This is a genomic window from Pseudomonas sp. 3296 (assembly GCF_031456615.1).
Taxonomy (GTDB): Bacteria; Pseudomonadota; Gammaproteobacteria; order Pseudomonadales; family Pseudomonadaceae; genus Aquipseudomonas; species Aquipseudomonas mucoides.
In genome coordinates this window covers 111,311-135,790 of sequence record NZ_JAVDUY010000006.1, presented here as the reverse complement: position 1 = coordinate 135,790, position 24,480 = coordinate 111,311, and the positions used below count along the sequence as shown (strand labels likewise).

The window sequence follows — 24,480 nt, the reverse complement described above, 5'->3', positions numbered from 1 at the left end:
CTCAGCCTTTGTACGAATCGCAGAAAGCTTGCGCTTCAGCGACGTCGAGGGTGCCTTCGTAGATCGCCCGGCCGGTGATCGCGCCGATGATGCCGGGCGCCTTGGCGTCGAGCAGCGACTTGATATCGCCGAGGTTGTGAATACCACCGGACGCAATCACCGGAATGCGCGTGGCAGCGGCCAGCGCGGCGGTGAACGGTACGTTACAGCCCTGCATCATGCCGTCTTTGGCGATGTCGGTATAAACGATCGCGGAAACGCCGTCGGCTTCGAATTGCTTGGCCAGGTCGATCACCTGAATGGTGCTGATTTCAGCCCAGCCGTCGGTGGCAACGAAGCCGTCTTTGGCGTCCAGGCCGACAATCACTTTGCCCGGAAACGCGCGGCAAGCTTCGGCGACGAAGGCCGGATCTTTCACGGCTTTGGTGCCGATGATCACGTAGCTCACGCCGGCCTTGACGTAGTGCTCGATGGTTTCCAGGGAACGGATACCGCCGCCGATCTGGATCGGCAGGTTCGGGTAGCGCTTGGCGATGGCGGTGACCACTTCGCCGTTGACCGGCTGGCCTTCGAAGGCGCCGTTCAGGTCGACCAGATGCAGACGACGGCAACCGCCTTCCACCCACTTGGCAGCCATGCTCACCGGGTCATCGGAGAACACCGTGGAATCTTCCATGCGGCCCTGGCGCAGACGAACACAGGCACCGTCTTTGAGATCGATAGCGGGAATAATCAGCATCTGGCAAACCTTCAAATTCGAGTATTCAGCTTCGCTCGGAAATCAGTTTTTCTCGAGCGCCCACAAGTCGCTTTCGATGCTTTCGAACCTCTCTTTGAGGTGCGTCTGCACATCGAAAATCGCCCTGTTGTAATAGTGCGGAGCAATTTCACGGGTAAACAGCTCAAGGATTTCGGCCGCTTCGAACGAACCCAGGTCCAGTTCGAAGCGATCCTCCATGAAGCGTTTGATCTTCTGGTTAGCCTCGTTCTCCTGTTCAGGAGTGAGGGTCAGGATCGGTGGCTTCTTCTTGACGGCCATTTACCAGCGACCATCCCACGCGGCGAAGTTCTGCAGCAATTGCAGGCCATGGGTATGGCTCTTCTCCGGGTGGAACTGCACGGCGAAACGCGAGCCATCGGCCAGCGCGGCGGCGAAATCGACACCGTAGTGACCGCCACCGACCACCTGCCGCGCGTTACCGGCGGCGATGTAGTAGCTGTGCACGAAGTAGAAACGCGCCAGGTCCGGAATGTTGTGCCACAGCGGATGCGTGACCGTCTGCTTCACTTCGTTCCAGCCCATGTGCGGGACTTTCAGGTGCTCGCCGTCTTCATGCAGGTCTTTGCCGAAGAACTTCACCGCGCCCGGGAACAGGCCGATGCAGTCGACGCCGTCGTTCTCTTCACTGCTGTCGAGCAAGGCTTGCATGCCCACGCAGATGCCGAGGAACGGGCGGTCCTGGCTGACTTCACGCACCAGCGAATCGAAGCCCAAGCGACGAATCTCCGCCATGCAATCGCGAATCGCGCCGACGCCGGGAAAAACCACCCGGTCAGCTTCGCGAATCACGTCGGCATCGCTGGTGATCAGGACCTTGCCGGCACCGACGTGCTCGAGGGCCTTGGCCACCGAGTGCAGGTTGCCCATGCCGTAATCGATAACCGCGACCGTCTGCATTACAGAACGCCTTTGGTCGATGGCATCTGACCGGCCATGCGGTCATCGAGCTCAACGGCCATGCGCAGGGCGCGGCCGAAAGCCTTGAACACGGTTTCGATCTGGTGGTGGGTGTTGGTACCGCGCAGGTTGTCGATGTGCAGGCTGACGAGGGCGTGGTTGACGAAGCCCTGGAAGAATTCCTGGAACAAATCAACGTCGAAACCGCCAACGGTAGCGCGGGTATAGGGAACGTGCATCTGCAGGCCTGGGCGGCCGGAGAAGTCGATCACCACGCGCGACAGCGCTTCATCGAGCGGCACATAGGCGTGGCCGTAGCGACGGATGCCTTTTTTGTCGCCGATGGCTTTGGCGAAGGCCTGACCCAGGGTGATACCGACGTCTTCCACGGTGTGGTGGTCATCGATATGCAGGTCGCCCTTGCTGACAATATCCAGGTCGATCAGCCCGTGACGGGCGATCTGGTCCAGCATGTGCTCAAGAAAAGGAACACCGATATCAAATCGGGCCTTTCCGGTGCCATCCAGGTTGATCGAGGCTTTGATCTGGGTTTCCAGAGTGTCGCGCTCGACTGACGCCTTACGTTCGGCCATCACCAGCTCCGCAAAATCATTGGGCGAAAAAGGCAGCCATTATAGGGGCGCGGGGCCGAAACAGAAACACGAGACGTGATATGGCTGACGGATAGAACCCCGTGCTGTCGGGGATAGACATGTCCATACAAGCATCGAGAGTGTGCTGATCGCTCCCACGCTCTGCGTGGGAGTACAGCCCCGGACGCTCCGCGTCCGCTTCGAATGTGACGCAGAGTGTCACGGGAGGCATTCCCACGCAGAGCGTGGGAACGATCAGGTGTAAGCGAACTTAGTGGAACAGGACTGCAGTTTTCTGCAAGGTCACCCAAACACCCCACGCCAACGGAATACCCACCACCAACCACGCAGCCACCGCCAAAGGCTTGGTGCCCGGCGCAGCTTTCCACTCCAGCACGGTGCTGCTGTCAGTGCCCTTGTCGTGGCCCAGCGCCTGTTCGGCAGCCAGTTCAGCGTCGGTCATGAAGTACTTGTCAGCCACCGGACGCACCAGCAAGTTGCACAGGAAGCCCAGCACCAGCAGACCGGCGAGGATGTACAAGGTGATGTCGTAAGCGGCGGCGCGTTCAACGCCGATGCTCAGCTGATATTCACGCAGGTAGTTGACCAACACCGGACCCAACACGCCCGCCGCTGCCCATGCCGTCAGCAGACGACCGTGGATCGCGCCGACCATTTGCGTGCCGAACAGGTCCGCCAGATACGCCGGGACCGTCGCAAAACCACCGCCGTACATCGAAAGGATGATGCAGAACGCGGCCACGAACAGCGCGACGCTGCCCAGATGGCCAAGGTTCGGAATCAGTCCATACAGCGCAAAGCCCAGGGCGAAGAACACGAAATAAGTGTTTTTGCGACCCAGGTAGTCCGAGAACGAGGCCCAGAAGAAGCGGCCACCGATGTTGAACAGGCTCAGCAAACCGGTAAAGCCGGCAGCAATCGCCGCAATCGAAGCCAGTTGCCCGGCGTCCAGTTGACCGAATGGCAGGTCAACACCGATCAATTTGCCACCGAACACTTCCTGCAACAGCGGCGACGCCATACCAAGAATGCCGATGCCGGCGGATACGTTCAGGCACAGCACCAGCCACACCAGACGGAACTGCGGAGTTTTCCACGCCACATTCACGTGAACGTGACGGTGAGTGATCATCGCATTCGAGGCTTTTTTCGCCGGAGCGGTCCAGCCCTCAGGTTTCCAGCCAGTCGGCGGAACGCGGTAGGACAGTGCGCCACCGATCATGAACACGAAGTAGATCGCGGCCATCACCAGGAAGCTCTGCCATACGCCCACGCTTTCTGCCGAAGCGAAATGGCCCATCAGGGCTGCAGCCAGCGGAGCACCGACCATCGCGCCACCACCGAAACCCATGATCGCCATGCCGGTCGCCATGCCACGCTTGTCCGGAAACCACTTGATCAACGTCGACACCGGTGAGATATAGCCCAGCCCCAGGCCGATACCGCCAATGACCCCGGAGCCGACCCACATCAACCAGATCTGGTGGGTATAGATCCCCAGCGCAGAAATCAGCAGACCACCGCACCAGCACAGCGCCGATACAACGCCCGCCTTGCGCGGCCCGGCGTGTTCCAGCCAACCGCCCCAGATCGCTGCCGAGCAGCCGAGGAAGATGAAGAACAGGGTGTAGATCCAGCCGAGCATCGAGATCGGCCAGTCGCATTGCGACGAGAAGACTTGCGAGATAAAGCTCATGTCCGGCGCACACGCCACCGGTTTGGTCACACCCAAGGCTTTGGACAGTGGCAACCAGAACACCGAAAAGCCGTAGGCCATGCCGATGCAAAGGTGGATGGCCAACGCGGCCGGTGGTACCAGCCAGCGGTTGAAACCGGGCTTGGCGATGATGCGCTCCTTGGACAGGAACGCAGGCTGGCCGGCGTTGAGGCCGTCCGCCGCGAGGCTCGTAGTCATTGTGTATCCCCCAATTATTAGTAGGGTTCGCCAGCCACTCCTCACCCCCGGCCTTTATGCGCACGCATGACCGTTTTGTTGGGTGAAGTGCCTTTTTGTGCGACATCGGGTCGCAGCGGGACGGACGAACGGGCAAAGGTTACCATTTGCACGTGACAGAAAAACCAAACTGATATCACCTTTTGTAAGTCATCTGTTCTCGTACCTCTTTAAGGAGACGCCATGCCGATCATTGTCGAACCGCTGAACGAGGTCACTTATCAGGATCAGCAGGATCTGCAAAAGATTTACCGCGACGCTCCGGACTGGCTGTACGCCCCGTTTTCCGGGGATATTCAGCTGATCGAAAGCTGTTTGCGGGACGGCTCGCTGATCGCCGGACGCTTCAATGATCGACTGTTGGGCGCAGCGCGTTTGCAACGACACCAGGACGTTTGGCATTTGTCCCAACTTTGCGTACGAAAAATTACCCGACGCCGTGGCGTCGCCGAGCGGCTGGTGAGCGAAGCGCAGAAATTGGCCTCTGATTCGGGCGCCACCCTGCGCCTGCTGGCTCCCGCCGGGCATCTCGAAGCCCAGGCGCTGGCGGCCAAGCTGAAACTGCCGCTGGATATGTTGCCGCAGTGATCGCCTGACCGGTCGTCCGCATTGGAGCGCTATACTCCCCGGCTGAATTTCGAATTTGACTAACTACAAGGACTCGCCCATGAAAGCGTTCGGCAAAATCCTGGGTCTGGTACTTCTCGGGCTGTTGCTGATCATTGTGGCGCTGGGCTTTGCCCTGACCCACCTCTTCGATCCCAACGACTATAAAGACGAGATTCGCCAGATTGCCCGCGACAAGGCCCACATTGAGCTGACGCTCAATGGCGACATCGGCTGGAGCCTGTTCCCGTGGCTGGGCCTGGAGTTGCACGACGCCAGTGTCGCGACGCTGGTCAAGCCGACGGAGCCGTTTGCCGACTTGCAAATGCTTGGCCTGTCGGTGCGCGTGCTACCGCTGCTGCGCCGCGAAGTGCAAATGAGCGATGTCCGCGTCGAAGGCCTGAACCTGCGCCTGACCCGCGACAAGGACGGGCATGGCAACTGGCAGGACGTCGGCAAGGTCCCGGCGCCAGCCACTGCGGCCGCGACACCGGCCACTCCTGGCGAAACGGCACCGCAAACCACCGTTCAAGTGGAAAAACCGGCCCAGCCCGTTCGCCTGGACATCGACAGCCTGACCGTCAACAACGCCCGCGTTGAGTACAACGACGAGCAGACGGGCAAGCAGTTCAGCGCCGAGAGCATTCAGCTCAGCACCGGCCCGGTCCACGACTCGACCAATATTCCCGTCAAACTCACCGCGTTCCTGGGCACCAACCAACCGGTTCTGCGAGTGCGCACCGAGCTCAATGGCGAGCTGCGTTTCGAACGCGCCTTGCAGCGCTACAAGTTTGAAGACATGAAACTGTCCGGCGAAGTCGCAGGGGATCCGCTGCGGGGCAAGACCATGACCTTCGCGGCGCAAGGGCAATTGCTGCTGGATAAAGCGGCAAACGTCGCCGAATGGACCGGCATCAAGGTCTCCGCCAACCAACTGCGCGCACTGGGTGAACTCAAGGTCAACGACCTCGACAAGACCCCACAGATCAGTGGCGGTATTTCGATTGCCCAGTTTGACCTGGCGAAATTTGTCGACAGCATCGGCCAGAAACTGCCGGCGATGGCCGAAGGCAGCCTGAGCAAAGTCGAACTGGTCAGCCGTGTGGCCGCCACACCGACCAGCGTGTCGTTCGACAACATCAACCTGAAAATCGATGACAGCACCTTCAGCGGCCGCATCGCTGTCGAAGACTTCGCCAAGCAATCGCTGCGTGCAGTCCTCAAGGCCGACACGTTCAACGTCGACCGCTATCTGCCACCCAAATCCGCCGAAGCCAACAGCGCGACACAAGTGCGTCAGGCTGAAGTCGCCAGCACCGAGGCCGACGCCATGGCCGGCGCGGGCAGCACACCGCTACCGGAGTCGCCGACCAAGACAGCCTGGAGCACCGAACGCCTGATGCCGGTCGAGCGCTTGAGCAAACTCGATGTGGACGCCGACCTGACCTTTGGCCAGTTGACCCTCGACAAGCTGCCGATCAACAACGCGGCGCTCAAGGCTTCCGGCCAGGGCGGCCTGCTGACCCTGGAGAACCTGCGCGGCGATCTGTACGACGGCAACTTCGAAACCAAGGGCACCCTCGATGTGCGCCAGCAGGTTCCTGCGCTGAACATGCAGACGCGCATCAACAAAGTGCCGGTGGAAAAAATCCTCGAAAGCCAGGGCAAGAATCCACCGGTCAAAGGCCTGGTGACGCTCAACAGTGCGCTGACCGCCAGCGGCAACAGCCAGAAAGCGCTGATCGACAGCCTCAACGGCACCGCCAGTTTCGTTATCAACAACGGCGTGCTGCTCAATGCCAACCTTGAGCAACAGCTGTGCAAAGGCATCGCCACCCTGAACCGCAAAACCCTCAGCGGCGAGCCACGGGGCAAGGACACACCGTTCCAGGAACTCAAGGGCAACCTGACCTTCCGTAACGGCGTGGCCAGCAACCCGGACCTGAAAGTGCGTATCCCGGGCATGACCGTGAATGGCGACGGCGACGTCGACCTGCGCGTGCTGGGCATGGATTACCGCGTGGGCATCATCGTCGAAGGCGACACCAGCGCCATGCCGGACCCGGCTTGCCAGGTCGGCGAAAAGTTTGTCGGTGTCGAGTGGCCACTGCGTTGCCGGGGTCCACTGGAACTTGGTGCCAAGGCCTGCCGTCTGGATAACGAACGCATGGGTCAGGTCGCGAGCAAAATGGCCGGAGACAAGATCAGCGAAAAAATCGACGAGAAGCTCGGCGACAAAGTCAGCCCTGAACTGAAAAACGCATTGAAAGGGCTGTTCAAGCGATGAGATCCGAGCAGTTTTCAACGGCGGTGCTGGATTGGTACGACCGCCACGGCCGCCACGATTTGCCTTGGCAACAAGGCATCACCCCGTATCGGGTGTGGGTCTCGGAAATCATGTTGCAGCAAACCCAGGTCAGCACCGTGCTGAATTACTTCGACCGCTTCATGGCTTCGTTGCCAACGGTCGAAGCCCTGGCCGCCGCGCCGGAAGATGAAGTGCTGCACCTGTGGACCGGCCTGGGTTATTACACCCGAGCGCGCAATCTGCAGAAGACCGCGAAAATTGTCGTCGCTGAATACGGTGGCGAGTTTCCCCGTGATGTTGAAAAGCTGGTTGAGCTGCCGGGCATTGGCCTGTCGACGGCGGGCGCCATCGCCAGCCTGAGCATGGGCCTGCGGGCGCCGATCCTCGACGGCAACGTCAAACGCGTCCTGGCGCGCTTTACCGCGCAAGAGGGTTATCCGGGGGAGCCGAAGGTCGCCAAACAGCTGTGGGCGAACGCTGAGCGCTTTACACCGCATGATCGGGTCAACGCCTACACCCAGGCGATGATGGATCTGGGCGCCACGCTGTGTACGCGCAGCAAGCCGAGTTGCCTGCTCTGCCCGCTGCAAAAGGGCTGCGAAGCGCACATGCTCGGCCTCGAAACCCGCTACCCCATCCCCAAACCGCGTAAAACCGTGCCACAGAAGCGCACGCTGATGCCGATGCTCGCCAACGGTGAAGGCGCGATTCTGCTTTACCGGCGGCCTTCCACGGGCCTGTGGGGCGGTCTCTGGAGTTTGCCGGAGCTCGATGACCTCGACGACCTGCAACATCTGGCCGCGCAACACTCGCTGGAACTGGGCAGCCAACAGGCGCTACCGAGCCTGGTGCACACGTTCAGCCATTTCCAATTGTCCATCGAACCCTGGCTGGTCCATGTCCAGGAGGCCGACCATCACGTGGCCGAGGCCGACTGGCTCTGGTATAACCTCGCCACCCCGCCGCGCCTGGGCCTTGCCGCCCCGGTCAAAACCTTGCTCGAACGCGCGGCCGCCGTATTGAACGCAGGAGAGTCGTCATGACCCGCACCATCATGTGCCGCAAGTACAAAGAAGAATTGCCCGCCCTTGAACGCGCCCCCTTCCCGGGCGCAAAAGGCCAGGACATTTTTGACCACGTCTCAGCCAAGGCCTGGGCCGACTGGCAAAAGCACCAGACCCTGCTGATCAACGAAAAACGCCTGAACATGATGAACGCCGAAGACCGCAAATATCTTCAGGGCGAGATGGACAAGTACTTCTCCGGCGAGGAATACGCCAAGGCTGACGGCTATGTGCCGCCGGCTGAATAATCCCGATTTCTCGGGGGGCGGATCGTAAGCGACGGTAATAATTAAATTTTTTTTGAAAACTTTCTTGACGACCCCCTGAAAAACCAGTTTAATGCGCCCCGTTGCCCAGATAGCTCAGTCGGTAGAGCAGGGGATTGAAAATCCCCGTGTCGGCGGTTCGATTCCGTCTCTGGGCACCACTAATTAATTTCAGGTGGTGCCAAAATCACCCGAAAGCCCACAAGAAGCCCGCCTAGTGCGGGCTTTTTGTTGTCTATGGTTTCCTAAACTGACCTAGGCAGCCCAAAGTTTTGGGGGCAGAGTTGGGCATGGCCAGTTCGGTGATCCTGCATGCACCCAAAATGCTGCTCCATGGCCCTGAAAATCACGCCCCTGAGCGATTCCGCTCTCAAAGCAGCCAAACCTCGGGAGAAGCCTTACAAGCTTGCCGACGGCGAAGGCTTGTATCTCGAACTCATGCCCACCGCTTCAAAGCTCTGGCGCCTCAAATATCGTCACCTGGGCAAAGAAAATCGATTGGCATTGGGCTCATACCCGGAAGTAACGTTGGTGCAAGCTCGCAAAAAGCGATCTGAGGCACGACAACTGATTTCTGAGGGCAAGGACCCTTTCGCATGAACGCAAATCCTCCAGACGAGCGCAGAGCTGCTGGGAAGATTCGCCAGTGGCTGCAACAGATCCTCCGTTACGGGTTGGCCAAGGGTGTCGTGGAGACGACCCTGCCACCGATCTGGACATGGTGGCCACTCCCGCGAAAGCGATGTTCTTCAAAGAGCGCCCCCGACAAACGCCGGGGGATCTGCGTGAGCTGGCGCGGGTTCTATTTCGATACCACGATGCCTGCTGGCTTCCACGTGCCTTCGCCAGCCGGCAGCACTGAAGGCGGTGTCTCCTTGGGCCAATAGAGGCGCATCACCAGGTAAATCGGGCCATCGGGCGCGGGCAGCCAGTTGCCTTCCAGCGCCTTGCCAGGCGAAGTGCGTTGGATGTAGAGGGTCAGCGATCCGTCGGCATTCTTCTTCATGCCGGGCAGCATGGGCGAGTTCAGTAGATAGCGGTCGATCGGGTTCTTGATAAGGAGCTGTGTTTTGCCGTCGTACATCGTCACCGACCAGAAGGCGTTCACTGGAGGTAGTTGCCCCGCCGGGAAGGTGAGTGTGTAGTTATGCTTGCTGCCATCGAGTGGCTCGCCGGTCGCGGTTGTGCGGGTGATGGGGTAAGTGGCTTCCACGGCATCGTTGCCGTAAATACCACCTTTGGCCGCGGCGGCGCGCTTCAACCAGTCGCCATTGTAGAAATGGCGGTCGCCAAAGTACGAACCGATGCCCCAGCCATTGACGTTCTTGAGTCCACCGGACAACCACTTGTCCACCTTCTCGTCACCTTCCTTCATGCCCAGCAGGACAGCGGCCTTGTGTTCAAGCGAGAGGTCTTTGAACTCGAAGCTCTTGCCCGGTCCAATGCCGATTTTCGCGATTCGAGCCCGAGTTTCCCGGTCTTCCGGTGTTGGCGGTACATACTGGAGCGCGGCATCAAGATACTCGAAGAAGTTCTCCTTGATCCCGGCAGTGGTACTTGGAGGGAAATTGATAACCGGCGATGCGGGCGGTGCCGGTTTCTTCAAAAACGCTGACAGCGGCTGGACTTTGTAGCCGGACTGCACCTTGACCACATTCGGCATGTCCTTGGGATTGAAGAGCTGGGTTCTGTAGCCCGCGACCGTAAAGGGCGTAGTCGAATAGAAGACTTTGCTAATACCGGGTGGCATGGAGCCCTTCCAGTCAGGCCCGACCACCATGTAGTTACCCGGGCCGTTCCCCGTGGTGCGGCTGCCAATGTAGCCGTAGTTGTAGGTGTTGCCGTCGATCAGTTGCACCGAGTAATAACGTTTCTTTTCCACTGCGGGTACCGTGAGCACCATGGGCTCGGCGCGCAGATCCAGCCAGAGGAACGAATAGGGCGTATCGCTGTTGGGCGTGATGATGGCCGTATCCTGGTAAGTGAAGACACGGGGTTCGTTCTTGATCTGGTTGAAGGGGGCCTTGAACTGCGGGCCGCTTTTGTCCACGGCGTACTCATACATGATCGCGTAGTTCATTACGATCGGCAGTCCGTAGATGAAGGCTTGCTCGGCGATAGCCTTCGTTTCCGTGAGGCTGGGCGCGGCGATGCCCTTGGCCGCATCGGCTTTCTCGGCCTGGGCCACGGGGTCGTTCTTGCTGGCACAGCCTGATACAAGCACCACCGAAACGGCAGCGATGGCGATCCATTTGATACATGAATATTCCGTTTTCATCCTTTGTCGCTCCCAACCAAGATCCTCTCTGCCCTGGACGTCTTGATCAGCATTTGAACACGCCGAGACTCCAGCTGGATTACTGCCGAATCTGAGCGTAGGTCATTAAGCAAAACCCCGCTATTACCGGGGCGGGGGCAGCCAATAACGGACGCAATATGTGCTGGGGATGTCTGATGCAAATGACTGTTCAGGTCGAATATTTGTGCGTGGTCAAGACAATGCAATTACCCGGCTATCGAGCTGCGCCAACGGGAATGACGGCTCTGGCGGCACGATTGCTGTTGCTCAACCGACTGGGTTGAAGGCTCACCGGGTTGCTCGGCGTATCTCTACCAACTTGTTTGCATGGCCCCGTTTATTAATGGGGCCATGCAAGATCATCGTTACGGTCTGATCAAATCACGCTGCTTCCACCTCTGGTCGAAAAACGCTTGCTTGGGACCATACAAACGCACAATCACCAGGAATCCTTTGCCCGGTACCGTACGAATCCAGTTCTTGCCTGTACCCGGTGACTCGGGACCAAAGTAGAGGTCGGTCGAGCCGTCGCTGTTCTGCGCCGGTTTGTCCCTCTGGTTGAGCGACGGGAACGGCTGGCCGTTGTCCAGCCCCGAGGCGGTGAGGTTGTCGTAGGCCGTCACCGACCAGAACAACGCCGCCGGCACATTCGCTGGCAAATTGAGCTTGTAGGTATGAGCGCCGTCGAGGAACTTGCCGTCGGCATCACGGGTGGTGGCCGGGAAGACTCCAGTTCCAAAAAGGGAAGGCATGAATCAGGGGCCGCATATTTCTTTTTTCACTAGTACAGCGCTGCCTTACGAACGAAAGGGTCGACTGCGGCCGGTCGACCATTCACGGTGGAATTGCGATGCCTAATTCAGGCCTGCCAATATAAATAACCTCGTTGATGCCTTCGCCGTTTGAGAATAAAAAATTATTTTTGCTCCTCTTGAATCGTTTTTCTCACATCGCTATATATTTTTGTACGCGATGCCGAAACCGGGTCGCGCCATAAATCACTTGGAGAAAACTCAGGAGATTTAAGCAATGGCTACTACCGTTTCATTGGCCCCTCTCTTCCGTCAGTCGGTAGGCTTTGATCGTTTCAACGACCTTTTTGAATCCGCGCTACGCAGCGAGGCGGCTTCGACTACCTACCCTCCTCATAACGTCGAGAAGCACGGTGATGATCATTATCGAATCGTCATAGCTGCGGCGGGTCTCACTGAGGAGGATTTGGACATTCAAGTCGAGAAGGAGGTTTTGACCATCGCCGGTGGCAAGCGAGAAAGTGATACGGAGACGATTTACCTACATCAGGGAATCGCTCAGCGTGCATTTCGACTGTCTTTCCGTTTAGCGGATCACATTGAGGTTCAAAATGCATCGTTGTCCAATGGGTTGTTAAGCATTGATCTGCTGCGGGTTGTACCAGAGGAAGCCAAACCTCGGCGCATCAACATTGATGGCTCGGGGAAGTCTGATTTGAAGCAAATCAACTAATAGCAGCAAACGAGGCGCTCTTCGGAGCGCCTCATTCAGGTTTTTTTATGCCTGGGATTTGATAACGGCCTGAAACCGGCAGTGCATCCCCCCGAAAAACAAAACCAATTTTATTGCTCTGGCTCGATGATGGCTCCGTGCTATTATTTTTCCGTTACATGGAAGACGACCTACATTGATCCCGATGCCCCCGCATCCGAATCAGTCGACACAGGATCGAGACAGCGCATGGAGTGCGTGCTTTTTCACCCCCTCCCCGCAAAACACTGCCCTCCCCTGCTGGACATATGTAGCCAGTCTTGCAAGCACACCCTCCTCTCGAAATCCTGAACATGGAACAGTTATGTCTGACATCAATGAACTCAAAGACAAGATCAACACTAAAACCTTGAATATGGTTTTGCTGTCGGCAGCAACCGTTGGGCTGTACCTGTTGCTGTGGCTAGTCAGAACCAATCAGAAAATCAGCGAAACCACCAAAATCAAACTGGTCGATAACACCTACATCATCTGGCTGGCCGTCTGCCTTGGCTGGAGTGGCGCTTTATCCAATTCGGGAGAAGTACTGTTCGATGCGCTGTCCGGCATTTTGATTATTGCGACCAACGCGCTGTACATCGTCTGGGCGTTTAAAGCCAAGAACGCCTTGTCGGAATACGCTCTTAGCGAACACAAAATCGATCTGCGGATGAACGCTTTCTACACGTTCTTCCTGAACGTTTTCTACATCAACTACTGCATTAACGATCTGCCTGAAGAGCAGCGCAAGCAACTGATCCTGCGCGGCTCGACAACGCAAGCCTGATTCAGCTGGACGGGTGGCAGTCTCGGCTGACTGCCACTGTCACTCATCACCTTTGCCGTTGAACACCCGAATGCGCGCGGTATTGCTGCCGACACAAAAAAACCGCTTCCTGCGGTTTTTTTGTGTGACTGTATTTGAAGTCTATGAGCCGGAGGCGTATTGCTCTTCGGCCCAGTGAAGGTTCAGGTCACGGGCAGGGCCGCTTCCAATATCCACGGTATTGCGCCGTTCCTGGCCGTTACGTGTAGTAACTACCGTGTACTTGCCAGGTGGAAGCTGCACATACACCAAGGGACCGGCCTGATCCAGGCTGAACACCGAATGCCCTTGCGCATTCTGCACGACCACACTCACGTCGGGCAGATATTCGTTCGCAGGTCCGACAGAGAAACTCATGTGCAAGTTGTACCCATGAGAATGTTGAACAAAGCGTGCCTCATCCAGGCCAATGCCTCCTGACAGGTAACTGATTCCATTCTGTTGTTCTTGCTGAATCTGCACACCGGCCGTATCGACAGGTCCTGGAGGCGTTGCATGAGCCATGGCAGGAAACAACAACATACCGACAGCAGCGATGGGCAGCATCAATGAATGGACGTATTTCATGATGACGACTCCCGGGTTCTGCAGAACCCTATCGTTACTTCTTTTAGATATCTAACGAGATACTCAAGTTTTATATCGATTAGTGCTGGATTGCGCTGCGAATAGGACTACACGATGTATCCCTCAAACACGCACTGCAGACGGTTTGTTCCTGCAAAACGAATCCGCCAATTCCTTCCGCTTTTCCGGCAGTGCCCTGCATCGCCGCCGAATACTCAGTTGTCATTCTATTCGCCAGATTTCTCCAGCGGCGGAAGACTTCATGAGCCTCGTCAAACCCGAAAACACTCAAGATTCACAACTTGCCTCACTGGCAGGCAATCTCGGCGAGCTGATCCGACAGGCATGCCTTAAAGCGCTGCGAGCGGTCGATACGGTTCAAGTACAAACCTGCTGGCAGATTGGGCGGCATATTGTCGAGTTCTGAGCAGGTTCTATTTGTTGCGGCTTCAGTGCATTGTCCCGAAACAACTTGAAGACTATCGTTGGCACCTACGCGCAACGGTACGTCACCGATGAATTTCAAGGACACGCCCGCACTGGCGCCTGCTCAAATCGAGCTGTCATTGCCTGCCACCTCACCCGGCGCCCCCTTCCAGGAGACCGCCGCAGACGGCTTCATCCTAGGTGGCTTCACCTGGCAGCACGCCCAGCAAGACCCGGCCCGCCCCGTCGTAATCATCAACGCCGCCACCTCTGTGCGCTGCCGCCATTACTCACGTTTTGCCGATTACCTCTACGCCAATGGGTTCGATGTCATCACCTACGATTACCGGGGCATCGGCGAATCACGCCCTGCCTCGCTGAAAAACCTCGACGCCTCATGGACCGACTGGGGCGCGCTGGACTTTGAGGCGATGCTCAAGCGCGCTGAGCGTGAACTCCCCGGTCAGCCCATCGATGTCGTCGGGCACAGCTTTGGCGGCTGTGCGGCGGGCCTGGGAGCGTCCGGGCATGTCATTCGACGGATGGTGACAGTCGGCGCGCAATTCGCTTACTGGCGCGACTATGCGCCCGCCCATCGCTGGCGGATGTTCGGCAAATGGCACATGGTGATGCCGTTGATGACGATGTTTCACGGCTACTTCCCCGGCAAACGCCTCGGCTGGCTGGAAGACACGCCCGCCGGCGTGGTTCGTGACTGGAGCACACCGACCGACCGCTTTGAAACACGCCCCAGCGGTCGGCGCCTGCATCTCGGAACCGGCCGATTACCCTTCGAACGCGTCCGCGCAAACATCCTCGCGATCAGTGTCAGCGACGATCCTTACGGTACGATTTCGGCCATCGAACGCCTGCTCGGCTACTTCACTCAAAGCACCCGCACCCATCTGCGAATCACCCCGCAAGACATCGGCGAAGAAGAAGTCGGACATTTCGCCTTTTTTCGCAGCGCATACCAAGCCACACTATGGCCCATTGCATTGTCTTGGCTGCAAAACGCTGAACTCCCCCCCGACACACCCGGGCGGCGAGTCCCGCGCAGCTGAGCCCTCTCAAAAAAATTACGGAACGACGTCCATGGCCTCCGCCAACAAGCAGCACAAACGCGCCACCCGCGCCAAAGCCAAGGCCAAGCAGAACCGCACCCAGCGTGCCGCCGCACCGGTCGAGCTGGACCCGAACGATGATCGCATCGACTTCGAATCGGTGGACCTGACCGAGTTGTTCAAGAAAATGATCGACGCCGAAAAGACCAGCCAGCAAGCGATGTGCGTGGCGTTCCTGGAAGACCCGCTGCTGGAATTGGTCTATGAACAGGAAGGCGAAGAAGGCGCGATGGACTTCATCCTCGCCGCGCTGATCGAGTACCGCCAATGGTCGACCGAAGTCGACGAGGCCGGCGCCCTGGCGTGGATCGAATCACCAGCCTTCCAGGCTGACTATGTCGCAGCGTCCGATATCATCGCCGCGCAAACCCAACAGAAAGCAAACTGAGCTCCCATGGCATCCCTGAACAAGCAACAAAAACGCGCCAAGCGCGCAAAGGCCAAAGCCAAGCAAATCAACATCCACGGCCGCAAACCCACCGCGCTGGACGATGACCTGGACGAAATCGGCGAGCCGATCCCGGAATACACCCTGGCGATGTTCAGCAAAATGCACGACGCCGAAGCCACCAGCCGCAGCGACATGCTTCAGGTTCTGCTGTCGGACCTCGCCGGCATCATCAGCGACCATCCAGACTTGCTGGACATGGAAAACGCCGACAACGAAGCCATGGCCGCCACTCACCTGGCCGCCGACATGCTGCTCGACTACCGCATGTGGGCCGATGGCATGGACCGGGAAACGGCTCAGGCCTGGCTGACCGATCCGCAGTTCATCACCGACTTCGGTACTGCACTGGACAGCTATCGTCAGACGCTGGATGCGCAGGAAGAAAAGAGCGAGTAAACGCAATTGGCAGAAACAAAAAACGGCCGCTCGTCATCACTGACAGCGGCCGTTTTTTTTCACGCCTTCAAATCAACAATCAGGCAGCAACACCTTCCAGACGCGGGATATCAAAGCCAAGCTTGGCACTGGCATAGCCCAGTTCGCCTTTGGCGATGGACTGAGCCTTGTAACCGTCATTGATCAGGTCCTTCACGTACAGCTTGTTGTAGATGAACATGAACACGAGGTTGCTGAGGCTGAAGGTGAAGCAGGCCACGACGAACATGATCGCTGCCCACTTGAAGTCACCACGGAACAAGGCCGGGAAAAAGCCAAAGAAAAATACGGTCCACGAGAAGCCGATTGGCGCTTCTTTCATGGCACCGGTATTCGGGTTTTTAAACACAACCGATGTAAACGCCATGCCTGTCTCCTTGATGCCCCAATGGGTTGGCTGAATGGCCGGGCTAGCTCCATGCAGCGCTGATTCCGATCTACCGCTTGAACGGCAGGCACACGCAAATGCATCTGTGAACACACCGCAGATGAAGGAGCAGGCAAGAAAAGGTCGGGGGGCTTTTAGCCGGGAAGGCTGAGGGCGTCGAACAATCCGTGTCCTGAAACTCCATCGCATCCCGTAACAGCGGGATACACATTCGGTGCAAAGGCTACTATCTAGCCATCATCGTGTCTATCCGCTTGCCACCCAATAAAGCATCTGAATGAAAGGCAAAAAAAACGACCGCGATCATCTCTGATGGCGGTCGTTTCGGTGCTTCAACAACAATTGGCGTGAGTCAGATCTCAGCGCGCCAAGGCTGCGCTCAGCTTCTCATTGTGACGACGGCGTGCAACCAGCACGCCTGCCGCGACTACCAATAGCGCCAACAGGCCGGTCGCGAGAATCTCCACGCGATGCGCTTCCTGGAACAACATGATGGTCAGGGCCGCCACGATGAAAATGATCACCGCGTAGGTCAGGCCCGGGAACAGCCACATGCTGAAGGCGATTTTCTCACCGCGAGCCATGCGCTGTTTGCGCATGCGCAGTTGCGAAATGGCGATCACCAGGTACACCAGCAACGCGATGGCGCCGGAGCTGGCCAGCAGGAATTCGAACACCGCGGCCGGGGCCACGTAGTTGGCGAATACCGCAAGGAACGCAGCGCCGGTGGACAGCATGACGGCCCAGTACGGGGTGCCGCTCTTGTTGGTGCGCTGGGAAACGGCCGGTGCATCACCGCGCTTGCCCAGGGAGAACATCATGCGCGAAGCGGTGTACAGCGCCGAGTTAAGGCAGCTGGTCACAGCAACCAGCACCACGATGTCGACGATCAGCTTGGCATTCGGGATGCCCATGCGCTCCAGCACAGTCTGGTACGAACCAACGCTGGCCAGAATCGGGTCGTTCCAAGGCACCAGGGCCACAACGATGAAAATCGACACGAGGTAGAACAAGCCGATCCGCCAGATCACCGAATTGGTGGCCTTGGAGATTTGCTGGCCTGGGTTCTTCGATTCAGCGGCCGCGATGGTCACGATCTCGGTGCCCATGAAGGAGAACATGGTGGTCAGGATCGCGCCCAGTACCGCGCCCATGCCGTTTGGCAGGAAGCCCTGGGTGTCGAACAGGTGCGAAACGCCGCTGACCTGGCTGCTCGGCAAGAAGCCGAAGATCGCCAGAACGCCGAGGGCGATGAAACCGATGATCGCCACGACCTTGATCAGGGCGAACCAGAACTCGAACTCACCGTAGTTTTTTACGCTGAACAGGTTAGTCACGGTCAGCAGCAGGGTGATGATCAGCGTGAACGCCCAGATCGCCACGTTCGGGAACCAGGCGTGCAGGATGGTCGCGGCGGCGTTGGCTTCCAGCGGAATCACCAAGACCCAGAACCACCAGTACAACCAGCCGATGGTGAAACCGGCCCAGTGACCAATCGCGCGATCGGCATATGTCGAGAAGGAACCGGTGTCCGGCGAGGCAACAGCCATTTCGCCGAGCATGCGCATCACCAGCACAACCAGCATACCGGCGGCAGCGTAAGCCAACAGCACGGCCGGGCCAGCGGCGGCGATGGCGTGACCCGAGCCTACGAACAAGCCGGCGCCGATTACCCCGGCAATCGACAGCATGGTCACATGACGCGGTTTGAGCCCCTGTTCGAGGCCATTGGAGCTTGGGGTACTGCTCATTGAAACTACCTTTGTAAGGAAAAGCGAATGCGTGCATCCCGCCTCAGTTTCTTTCTCGTAAAAAGAAACCAACGGGGCGTTCTGGATTCTGTACGCAATAATTGCGCCAAAATGTTTCAACACCGTCTATCACGGTGATCTCATCCAGACCGGACAGTCATCGCAACCTATTGAAAATAATGGCACTTTGCCAAGGCGTTACCCTGCGACTCACTTTCAAGGACGTATCCGCGCACCGGAAACACTCCCGGAAAATGTTCGACGCACAATAAAAGTGCAGATCAGGAACGTTTGGCCGCTTAGCGCTTCCAACCCCCCGCCAAAGCTGGCAACATCGCGCCTTTTTTTACGCGACACCCGCCGGGCAACTGGTTCAAACGGCTGTTCGGTTGATAGCAGCGCGACAGTCTGCTGTAGCGATGCGACAACCTGCCACGTCACGTCCGTTTACCGCCCGCAGCGCTGTTGGCTGCCATTCAAACGCTATGCTAGCTTGGCCGCCTCGCCAGGAAGGCCGCCAACAGCAGGAGCGAAACACTATGAGGAACGCACATGGCTGAGGCCACGCCCGCGCTTGAAATCCGCAACTTGCACAAACGCTACGGACAGCTTGAGGTGCTCAAAGGCATCTCGCTGACCGCCCGCGACGGCGACGTGATCTCGATCCTGGGTTCTTCCGGTTCCGGCAAGTCCACGTTCCTGCGTTGCATCAACCTGCTGGAAAACCCGCACCAGGGCCAGATCCTGGTGGCCGGCGAAGAACTCAAACTCAAAGCCGCGAAGAATGGCGAACTGGTCGCTGCCGATGGCAAGCAGATCAACCGCCTGCGCAGCGAGATTGGTTTTGTGTTTCAAAACTTTAATCTCTGGCCGCACATGAGCGTGCTCGACAACATCATCGAAGCGCCGCGTCGCGTCCTCGGTCAAAGCAAAGCCGAAGCCATCGAAGTCGCCGAAGCCCTGCTGGCCAAGGTCGGTATCGCCGACAAGCGCCATGCCTACCCGGCGCAATTGTCCGGCGGCCAGCAACAACGCGCGGCCATCGCCCGCACGTTGGCGATGCAACCCAAGGTGATCCTGTTCGACGAGCCGACTTCCGCCCTTGACCCGGAAATGGTCCAGGAAGTACTTAATGTCATCCGCGCCCTGGCCGAAGAAGGCCGTACCATGCTGCTCGTGACCCATGAAATGGGCTTTGCCCGTCAGGTCTCCAGCGAAGTGGTGTTCCTCCACCAGGGCCTGGTAGAAGAACAAGGATCGCCACAGCAGGTGTTCGACAACCCGCTTTCGGCACGCTGCAAACAATTCATGTCCAGCAACCGCTAACGGAGCTACCCGCATGCAGAACTTCAAAAAAGTCTTCCTGGCTGCCGCCGTCACCCTGGCGTTCAGCGCCGGTGCCATGGCCGAAACCCTGAAGATGGGCATCGAAGCGGCCTACCCGCCGTTCAACAATAAAGATGCCAGTGGCAATGTCGTCGGCTTCGACAAGGAAATCGGCGACGCCCTGTGCGCCAAGATGAAAGTCGAGTGCACCGTGGTGACCTCCGACTGGGACGGCATCATCCCGGCCCTGAACGCCAAGAAGTTCGACTTCCTGATCTCCTCGATGTCGATCACCGACGAGCGCAAGCAAGCGGTCGACTTCACCGACCCGTACTACTCGAACAAGCTGCAGTTCATCGCACCTAAAGACAAAGAGTTCAAAACCGACAAGGCTTCCCTGCAAGGCAAAGTGATCGGCGCACAACGTGCGACCCTCGCCGGCACCTGGATGGAAGACAACATGGAGGGCGTCGAAGTCAAACTCTACGACACCCAGGAAAACGCCTACCTGGACCTGACCTCCGGTCGTCTGGACGGCATCCTGGCGGACAAGTACGTCAACTACGAATGGCTGAAAAGCGACGCCGGCCGGTCCTACGAATTCAAAGGTGATCCGGTAGAAGAAAGCGACAAGATCGGTATCGCAGTACGTAAAGGCGACCCGATTCGCGCGAAACTGAACCTCGCCCTGAAGGAAATCGTCGAAGACGGCACCTACAAGAAAATCAACGACAAGTACTTCCCGTTCAGCATCTATTGATTCTGACCTGCCGGACCGGCGCCGTTCGCTAACGGCGCCAGTCCATGGCATTGCCTGCCGCGATTTGAAAAGAAACCCATGACTATCGATCTCTACGGATTCGGCCCGGCGCTAGCCGCTGGCGCGCTGATGACTGTGAAACTGGCACTCTCGGCCTTGTGTCTGGGGCTGGTGCTCGGTTTGCTCGGCGCCCTGGCCAAGACATCCCCGTACAAGCCGCTGCAATGGCTTGGCGGCACTTATTCGACACTGGTTCGCGGTATCCCGGAATTGCTCTGGGTGCTGTTGATCTACTTCGGCACGGTCAACCTGATGCGTGCCCTGGGCGAGTTTTTCGGCAATCCCGATCTCGAACTCAATGCCTTTGCCGCCGGCGTGATCGCACTGGGCCTGTGCTTTGGCGCCTACGCCACCGAAGTGTTTCGCGGCGCGATCCTGGCGATTCCCAAAGGTCACCGTGAAGCCGGCGTGGCGTTGGGCCTGTCGAAATTCCGCATCTTTACCAAATTGATCATGCCGCAGATGTGGCGCATCGCCCTGCCGGGCCTTGGCAACCTGTTCATGATCCTGATGAAAGACACCGCGCTGGTATCGGTCATCGGTCTGGAAGAAATCATGCGCCACGCGCAAATCGGCGTGACCGTGTCCAAGCAACCGTTCACCTTCTATATGGTGGCCGCGTTCATGTACCTGGGCCTGACCGTGCTCGCCATGAGCGGCATGCACCTGATGGAACGACGTGCCGCTCGCGGCTTCGCGAGGAGCACCCAATGAACTGGGAAGTCATCATCAAGTGGCTGCCGAAATTGGCCCAAGGCGCAACGCTGACCCTGGAACTGGTGGCCATCGCCGTCATCGCCGGTCTGCTGCTGGCGATTCCGTTGGGCATCGCGCGTTCGTCGCGGCTCTGGTACGTGCGGGCATTTCCCTACGGCTACATCTTCTTTTTCCGTGGCACGCCGTTGCTGGTTCAGCTGTTCCTCGTCTATTACGGCCTGGCGCAGTTCGATGCGATTCGTAACAGCTCGATGTGGCCTTACCTGCGCGATCCGTTCTGGTGCGCCACCGCGACCATGACCCTGCACACGGCAGCCTACATCGCCGAGATCCTGCGCGGCGCAATCCAGGCGATTCCGCCCGGTGAAATCGAAGCGGCGCGCGCGTTGGGTATGTCCCGCGCCAAAGCGCTGTTCTACATCATCCTGCCGCGTGCCGCGCGCATCGGCCTGCCAGCCTACAGCAACGAAGTGATCCTGATGCTCAAGGCCAGCGCCCTGGCCAGTACCGTGACCTTGCTGGAACTGACCGGCATGGCCCGCACCATCATTGCCCGGACCTACCTGCCAGTGGAGATTTTCTTCGCCGCGGGCATGTTCTATCTGTTGATGGCTTACGTACTGGTTCGTGGCTTCAAGCTGCTGGAGCGCTGGTTGCGCGTCGATGCCTGCCAAGGGCGTTGATTCCTCCCGCGTGCTGACGGGCGAGGACCTGCTCGCCCGCTTCACCGCGCTGGATGCTTTCCTGATCGAGCATCAAGCGCTGTGGAAGCCGCGTCCGTTTACTCATCTGCATCTGCCTTGGGAAACGTCCTACCCGGAATTGGCACTTTGGCTACGGGAACGGTCGCTGGACGACGCAGAACTTGCGCATAACCAACCTTGTTTGCTGCATGCGCCGGAGCCATTTGCTTCATTGGCTGCGCTGTCCCATGAATTGAGTTCTGTGGGTGAATTACCGGCGCATTCGCTGCAAGCGGCCGGGCATCGGCTGAACGTCGATGTACCGGGACGCAAGTGGCAACAAATCGAGGCGTTCGCCAGTCGCCTGTCGTTTGCGGCAGCGCCGAAGCATTGGCTGGATTGGTGTTCGGGCAAGGGCCACTTGGGTCGGCGGTTGCTGCATACCGGGCAACAACTGACCTGTCTGGAATACGACCCGTCCCTGGTGGCCAGCGGACAGGCACTCAGCCAGCGCCATCAATTGCGGGCGCTGCACGTCGAACAGGATGTGCTCGCGCCTGACACCGCGAATTTATTGACTGTTGATCACACACCGGTGGCGCTGCACGCTTGCGGTGATTTGCATGTGCGGTTGATCCAGCTCGCCAGCGCGGCGGGGTGCAAACAACTGGCCATCGCGCCGTGCTGTTATAACCGGATCAATCTTCCGGCCTATCAGCCGCTTTCCTCGGTCGGTTTGCGATCCGACCTACAGCTGTCCCTCGACGATCTCGCCCTGCCCATGAGCGAAACCGTCACCGCTGGCGCTCGCGTACGACGTCAACGCGACACCTCCATGGCCCGGCGCCTGGGTTTCGACGTGCTGCAACGGCAATTGCGCGGCGTCGATGACTACCTGCCCACCCCTTCCCTGCCGAGTGCCTGGCTGGACAAGTCCTTCGCCGAGTACTGCCATCATCTGGCCGCATTGAAAGAGTTATCCACAGTCGGTTCGCAAGATTGGTTCGCTCTCGAAGCCGCCGGGTGGCAGCGCTTGGCGCACGTGCGCAATCTGGAGCTGGTACGCGGACTTTTCCGACGTCCGTTGGAGCTTTGGCTGGTCCTCGATCGCGCTCTTTTCCTTGCCGATCAGGGTTACACCGTTCGCCTCGGGACCTTCTGCGAAACCCCGCTGACGCCGCGTAATTTCCTGCTCCTCGCGGAACGCCCATAAAAGCCACAGCCTGTGGATAACTCTGTTGATGAAATTATCGTGGATCCAATATCTACGGCTGTTTCAGAGGTGAAACGCAACTGTTCATTTTTCGTACACTCACGAAAAAATCACGAAAAACAGGGATTTGCGCACCAATGAGAACAGGTCCACAAAAACACCGGTGAGCGCAGAATGCCACCGCCGCCGTTGTGCATAAGCATTCAATGCAAAGGACATAAGCGCCTAAACCCGGACCTCACGCGGGGAAAATTGCACCGCCTCCCGACTCTTGTTATACAAACACGCAAGGACGCCGTCAGCGCGACCACGAACAAGAAAATTCGACCGACAGGATGCGACCGTGACGTTCATTTCCTACGCACAGAACTTCGAAGACATACGCCTGTGGCGCGCCCTCAAAACCGTCGAGAACGGCTTCTATATCGACGTCGGCGCCAACGATCCGACCCATGACTCGGTCACCAAAGCGTTCTACGACCACGGCTGGAGCGGCATCAACGTCGAACCGATGCCCAACTGCTACGAATCCCTGTGCCAGCAACGTCCCAAAGACACCAACCTGCAATGCGTGGCCGGCGAAAGCGCCGACAGTCTGACCTTCTACGGCATCGCCGGCACCGGCCTCTCGACCGTCGACCCGGCCATGGCGCAAATGCACAAAGACGCCGGCATGGACGTGCGCAGCCAAACCGTCCAGTCCCGCACCCTGACGTCCATCTGCGAAGAACACGCCCAGGGTCGCCCGATCCACTTCCTGAAAATCGACGTCGAAGGCCACGAAGAAACTGTGCTGCGCGGCATGGACTTCACCCGGTGGCGGCCATGGGTCATCCTCATCGAAACCCCGTGGGACCGCGACCAGACCTGGGAAAACCTCGTCACCGGAGCTGGCTACCAGTCCATCCTGTTCGACGGCATCAACACCTACTACCTCGCCGAAGAACACCTGAACCTCAAACCCGCCTTCGACATCCCGCCGTGCAACCTGGATGAATTTCAGTTCTGCAAAGGCCACAACTTCAGCCACCCCATCGGCGATGTCGAACAGCAACTCGCCACCGCCCTGCAACGCGCCGAACAGGCCGAAGCACAGCTGCGCGCGATGCAAAACAGCCGCACCTGGCAAGCCATCCAGAAACTCAAGAAAACCCTGCTGCGCGCCTGACCTGAAGCCTGCGCAAAAATAGTCTGAATTCAGGGGTTTACAGAACCAACCCAATCGCTATAATCGTCGCCCAACACGCCGGTATAGCTCAGTTGGTAGAGCAACTGACTTGTAATCAGTAGGTCCCGGGTTCGACTCCTGGTGCCGGCACCATACAAGGTTCCAGAGAAGGCTTTCAAAATCTCTGAAACTCCCGAAAAACCCGCCTTCTGGCGGGTTTTTTCGTTTTGGGGTTCTGTCGGGTTACGTCAAAATCTGGTGGATTCCAGCCGTTTTAGGGGTAATGTTAGGGG

The 24,480-nt window shown here is 58.2% G+C and carries 25 protein-coding genes, 2 tRNA genes and 2 pseudogenes; 19 read left to right on the top strand and 10 right to left on the bottom strand.

The window, feature by feature from the left end; all coding sequences use genetic code 11:
* Position 1: 1 nt before the first annotated feature.
* The 5 genes from hisA to J2X66_RS17395 all read right to left on the bottom strand — a co-directional run bounded on the left by hisA (position 2) and on the right by J2X66_RS17395 (position 4,207).
* Positions 2–739 (bottom strand): 1-(5-phosphoribosyl)-5-[(5-phosphoribosylamino)methylideneamino]imidazole-4-carboxamide isomerase, encoded by a 738-nt coding sequence (gene hisA, locus J2X66_RS17415; protein WP_010464588.1) that lies wholly within the window; start codon positions 737–739, stop codon positions 2–4.
* 42 nt (positions 740–781) lie between these two features.
* Positions 782–1,039 carry a DUF2164 domain-containing protein gene (locus tag J2X66_RS17410; RefSeq protein WP_050682512.1) on the bottom strand — a complete coding sequence of 86 codons (258 nt, stop codon included), beginning with the start codon at positions 1,037–1,039 and terminating at the stop codon, positions 782–784.
* Positions 1,040–1,678 carry an imidazole glycerol phosphate synthase subunit HisH gene (hisH, locus tag J2X66_RS17405; RefSeq protein ID WP_310266503.1) on the bottom strand — a complete coding sequence of 213 codons (639 nt, stop codon included), beginning with the start codon at positions 1,676–1,678 and terminating at the stop codon, positions 1,040–1,042.
* Positions 1,678–2,271, bottom strand: a complete 594-nt coding sequence (gene hisB / locus J2X66_RS17400) for an imidazoleglycerol-phosphate dehydratase HisB (RefSeq protein WP_003218037.1) — start codon at positions 2,269–2,271, stop codon at positions 1,678–1,680. The genes hisH and hisB overlap by 1 nt, the downstream gene beginning before the upstream one ends.
* Before the next feature lie 271 nt (positions 2,272–2,542).
* The gene (locus J2X66_RS17395) at positions 2,543–4,207 is read right to left on the bottom strand and encodes an OFA family MFS transporter (RefSeq protein ID WP_310266500.1); all 1,665 of its coding nucleotides are present in this window, start codon (positions 4,205–4,207) and stop codon (positions 2,543–2,545) included.
* A 222-nt stretch (positions 4,208–4,429) separates the two neighbouring features.
* Here J2X66_RS17395 and J2X66_RS17390 point away from each other — a divergent pair, with 222 nt between their 5' ends.
* The 6 genes from J2X66_RS17390 to J2X66_RS17365 all read left to right on the top strand — a co-directional run bounded on the left by J2X66_RS17390 (position 4,430) and on the right by J2X66_RS17365 (position 9,090).
* Positions 4,430–4,834: an acetyl-CoA sensor PanZ family protein gene (locus tag J2X66_RS17390; RefSeq protein ID WP_310266497.1), complete on the top strand. Its 405-nt coding sequence runs from the start codon at positions 4,430–4,432 to the stop codon at positions 4,832–4,834.
* A gap of 79 nt (positions 4,835–4,913) precedes the next feature.
* Positions 4,914–7,139 carry an AsmA family protein gene (locus J2X66_RS17385; protein ID WP_310266494.1) on the top strand — a complete coding sequence of 742 codons (2,226 nt, stop codon included), beginning with the start codon at positions 4,914–4,916 and terminating at the stop codon, positions 7,137–7,139.
* Positions 7,136–8,203 carry an A/G-specific adenine glycosylase gene (gene mutY / locus J2X66_RS17380; protein WP_310266492.1) on the top strand — a complete coding sequence of 356 codons (1,068 nt, stop codon included), beginning with the start codon at positions 7,136–7,138 and terminating at the stop codon, positions 8,201–8,203. The genes J2X66_RS17385 and mutY overlap by 4 nt, the downstream gene beginning before the upstream one ends.
* Complete coding sequence (locus J2X66_RS17375; protein ID WP_010464608.1) at positions 8,200–8,472, top strand: oxidative damage protection protein; 273 nt, start codon at positions 8,200–8,202, stop codon at positions 8,470–8,472. The genes mutY and J2X66_RS17375 overlap by 4 nt, the downstream gene beginning before the upstream one ends.
* 103 nt (positions 8,473–8,575) lie before the next feature.
* A tRNA-Phe gene (locus J2X66_RS17370) sits at positions 8,576–8,651 on the top strand.
* 172 nt (positions 8,652–8,823) lie between these two features.
* The gene (locus J2X66_RS17365; RefSeq protein ID WP_405046786.1) at positions 8,824–9,090 is read left to right on the top strand and encodes an Arm DNA-binding domain-containing protein; all 267 of its coding nucleotides are present in this window, start codon (positions 8,824–8,826) and stop codon (positions 9,088–9,090) included.
* Between the two features lie 202 nt (positions 9,091–9,292).
* On the opposite strand, the gene J2X66_RS17360 is transcribed toward J2X66_RS17365, so the two are convergent.
* Complete coding sequence (locus J2X66_RS17360; RefSeq protein WP_310266490.1) at positions 9,293–10,768, bottom strand: DUF1254 domain-containing protein; 1,476 nt, start codon at positions 10,766–10,768, stop codon at positions 9,293–9,295.
* Between the two features lie 386 nt (positions 10,769–11,154).
* Positions 11,155–11,520: pseudogene (locus J2X66_RS17355) on the bottom strand (DUF1214 domain-containing protein); the annotation flags it as partial.
* A gap of 298 nt (positions 11,521–11,818) precedes the next feature.
* On the opposite strand from J2X66_RS17355, the gene J2X66_RS17350 reads away from it, so the two are divergent.
* Both J2X66_RS17350 and J2X66_RS17345 read left to right on the top strand, forming a co-directional pair.
* Positions 11,819–12,274, top strand: a complete 456-nt coding sequence (locus tag J2X66_RS17350) for an Hsp20 family protein (protein WP_310266488.1) — start codon at positions 11,819–11,821, stop codon at positions 12,272–12,274.
* Between the two features lie 343 nt (positions 12,275–12,617).
* Positions 12,618–13,079, top strand: a complete 462-nt coding sequence (locus J2X66_RS17345; RefSeq protein WP_027922180.1) for a DUF4234 domain-containing protein — start codon at positions 12,618–12,620, stop codon at positions 13,077–13,079.
* 141 nt (positions 13,080–13,220) lie between these two features.
* On the opposite strand, the gene J2X66_RS17340 is transcribed toward J2X66_RS17345, so the two are convergent.
* The gene (locus J2X66_RS17340) at positions 13,221–13,685 is read right to left on the bottom strand and encodes a carboxypeptidase regulatory-like domain-containing protein (RefSeq protein ID WP_310266485.1); all 465 of its coding nucleotides are present in this window, start codon (positions 13,683–13,685) and stop codon (positions 13,221–13,223) included.
* Positions 13,686–13,947: 262 nt separating this feature from the next.
* Between J2X66_RS17340 and J2X66_RS17335 the strand changes: the two are divergent.
* The 4 genes and pseudogenes from J2X66_RS17335 to J2X66_RS17320 form a co-directional block, all read left to right on the top strand.
* Positions 13,948–14,109 (top strand): annotated as a pseudogene (locus tag J2X66_RS17335) (DUF1016 domain-containing protein); the annotation flags it as partial.
* 91 nt (positions 14,110–14,200) lie between these two features.
* The gene (locus J2X66_RS17330) at positions 14,201–15,175 is read left to right on the top strand and encodes an alpha/beta fold hydrolase (protein WP_310266483.1); all 975 of its coding nucleotides are present in this window, start codon (positions 14,201–14,203) and stop codon (positions 15,173–15,175) included.
* A 31-nt stretch (positions 15,176–15,206) separates the two neighbouring features.
* Positions 15,207–15,623 carry a hypothetical protein gene (locus tag J2X66_RS17325; RefSeq protein ID WP_310266481.1) on the top strand — a complete coding sequence of 139 codons (417 nt, stop codon included), beginning with the start codon at positions 15,207–15,209 and terminating at the stop codon, positions 15,621–15,623.
* Between the two features lie 6 nt (positions 15,624–15,629).
* Positions 15,630–16,082 (top strand): hypothetical protein, encoded by a 453-nt coding sequence (locus J2X66_RS17320; protein WP_310266478.1) that lies wholly within the window; start codon positions 15,630–15,632, stop codon positions 16,080–16,082.
* Positions 16,083–16,161: 79 nt separating this feature from the next.
* Here the strand turns inward: J2X66_RS17320 and J2X66_RS17315 are convergent, their stop codons facing one another.
* A complete protein-coding gene (locus tag J2X66_RS17315; protein ID WP_027922187.1) occupies positions 16,162–16,488 on the bottom strand; it encodes a hypothetical protein in 327 nt (108 codons plus the stop codon).
* Positions 16,489–16,868: 380 nt separating this feature from the next.
* A complete protein-coding gene (gabP, locus tag J2X66_RS17310; RefSeq protein ID WP_310266476.1) occupies positions 16,869–18,260 on the bottom strand; it encodes a GABA permease in 1,392 nt (463 codons plus the stop codon).
* A 552-nt stretch (positions 18,261–18,812) separates the two neighbouring features.
* On the opposite strand from gabP, the gene J2X66_RS17305 reads away from it, so the two are divergent.
* From J2X66_RS17305 to J2X66_RS17275, 7 genes are all read left to right on the top strand, one after another.
* Positions 18,813–19,586 (top strand): ABC transporter ATP-binding protein, encoded by a 774-nt coding sequence (locus tag J2X66_RS17305; protein ID WP_027922189.1) that lies wholly within the window; start codon positions 18,813–18,815, stop codon positions 19,584–19,586.
* A 13-nt stretch (positions 19,587–19,599) separates the two neighbouring features.
* A complete protein-coding gene (locus tag J2X66_RS17300) occupies positions 19,600–20,346 on the top strand; it encodes an ABC transporter substrate-binding protein (protein ID WP_140668107.1) in 747 nt (248 codons plus the stop codon).
* Between the two features lie 78 nt (positions 20,347–20,424).
* On the top strand, positions 20,425–21,120 hold the full coding sequence (locus J2X66_RS17295; protein WP_027922191.1) for an ABC transporter permease: 696 nt from the start codon (positions 20,425–20,427) through the stop codon (positions 21,118–21,120).
* Positions 21,117–21,806: an ABC transporter permease gene (locus J2X66_RS17290; RefSeq protein WP_123435418.1), complete on the top strand. Its 690-nt coding sequence runs from the start codon at positions 21,117–21,119 to the stop codon at positions 21,804–21,806. The genes J2X66_RS17295 and J2X66_RS17290 overlap by 4 nt, the downstream gene beginning before the upstream one ends.
* Complete coding sequence (locus J2X66_RS17285) at positions 21,787–23,019, top strand: methyltransferase (RefSeq protein WP_310266470.1); 1,233 nt, start codon at positions 21,787–21,789, stop codon at positions 23,017–23,019. Before J2X66_RS17290 ends, J2X66_RS17285 begins: the two co-directional genes overlap by 20 nt.
* A 343-nt stretch (positions 23,020–23,362) precedes the next feature.
* Positions 23,363–24,187: an FkbM family methyltransferase gene (locus tag J2X66_RS17280; protein ID WP_310266467.1), complete on the top strand. Its 825-nt coding sequence runs from the start codon at positions 23,363–23,365 to the stop codon at positions 24,185–24,187.
* A gap of 77 nt (positions 24,188–24,264) precedes the next feature.
* Positions 24,265–24,340, top strand: a tRNA-Thr gene (locus J2X66_RS17275).
* Positions 24,341–24,480 lie beyond the last annotated feature (140 nt).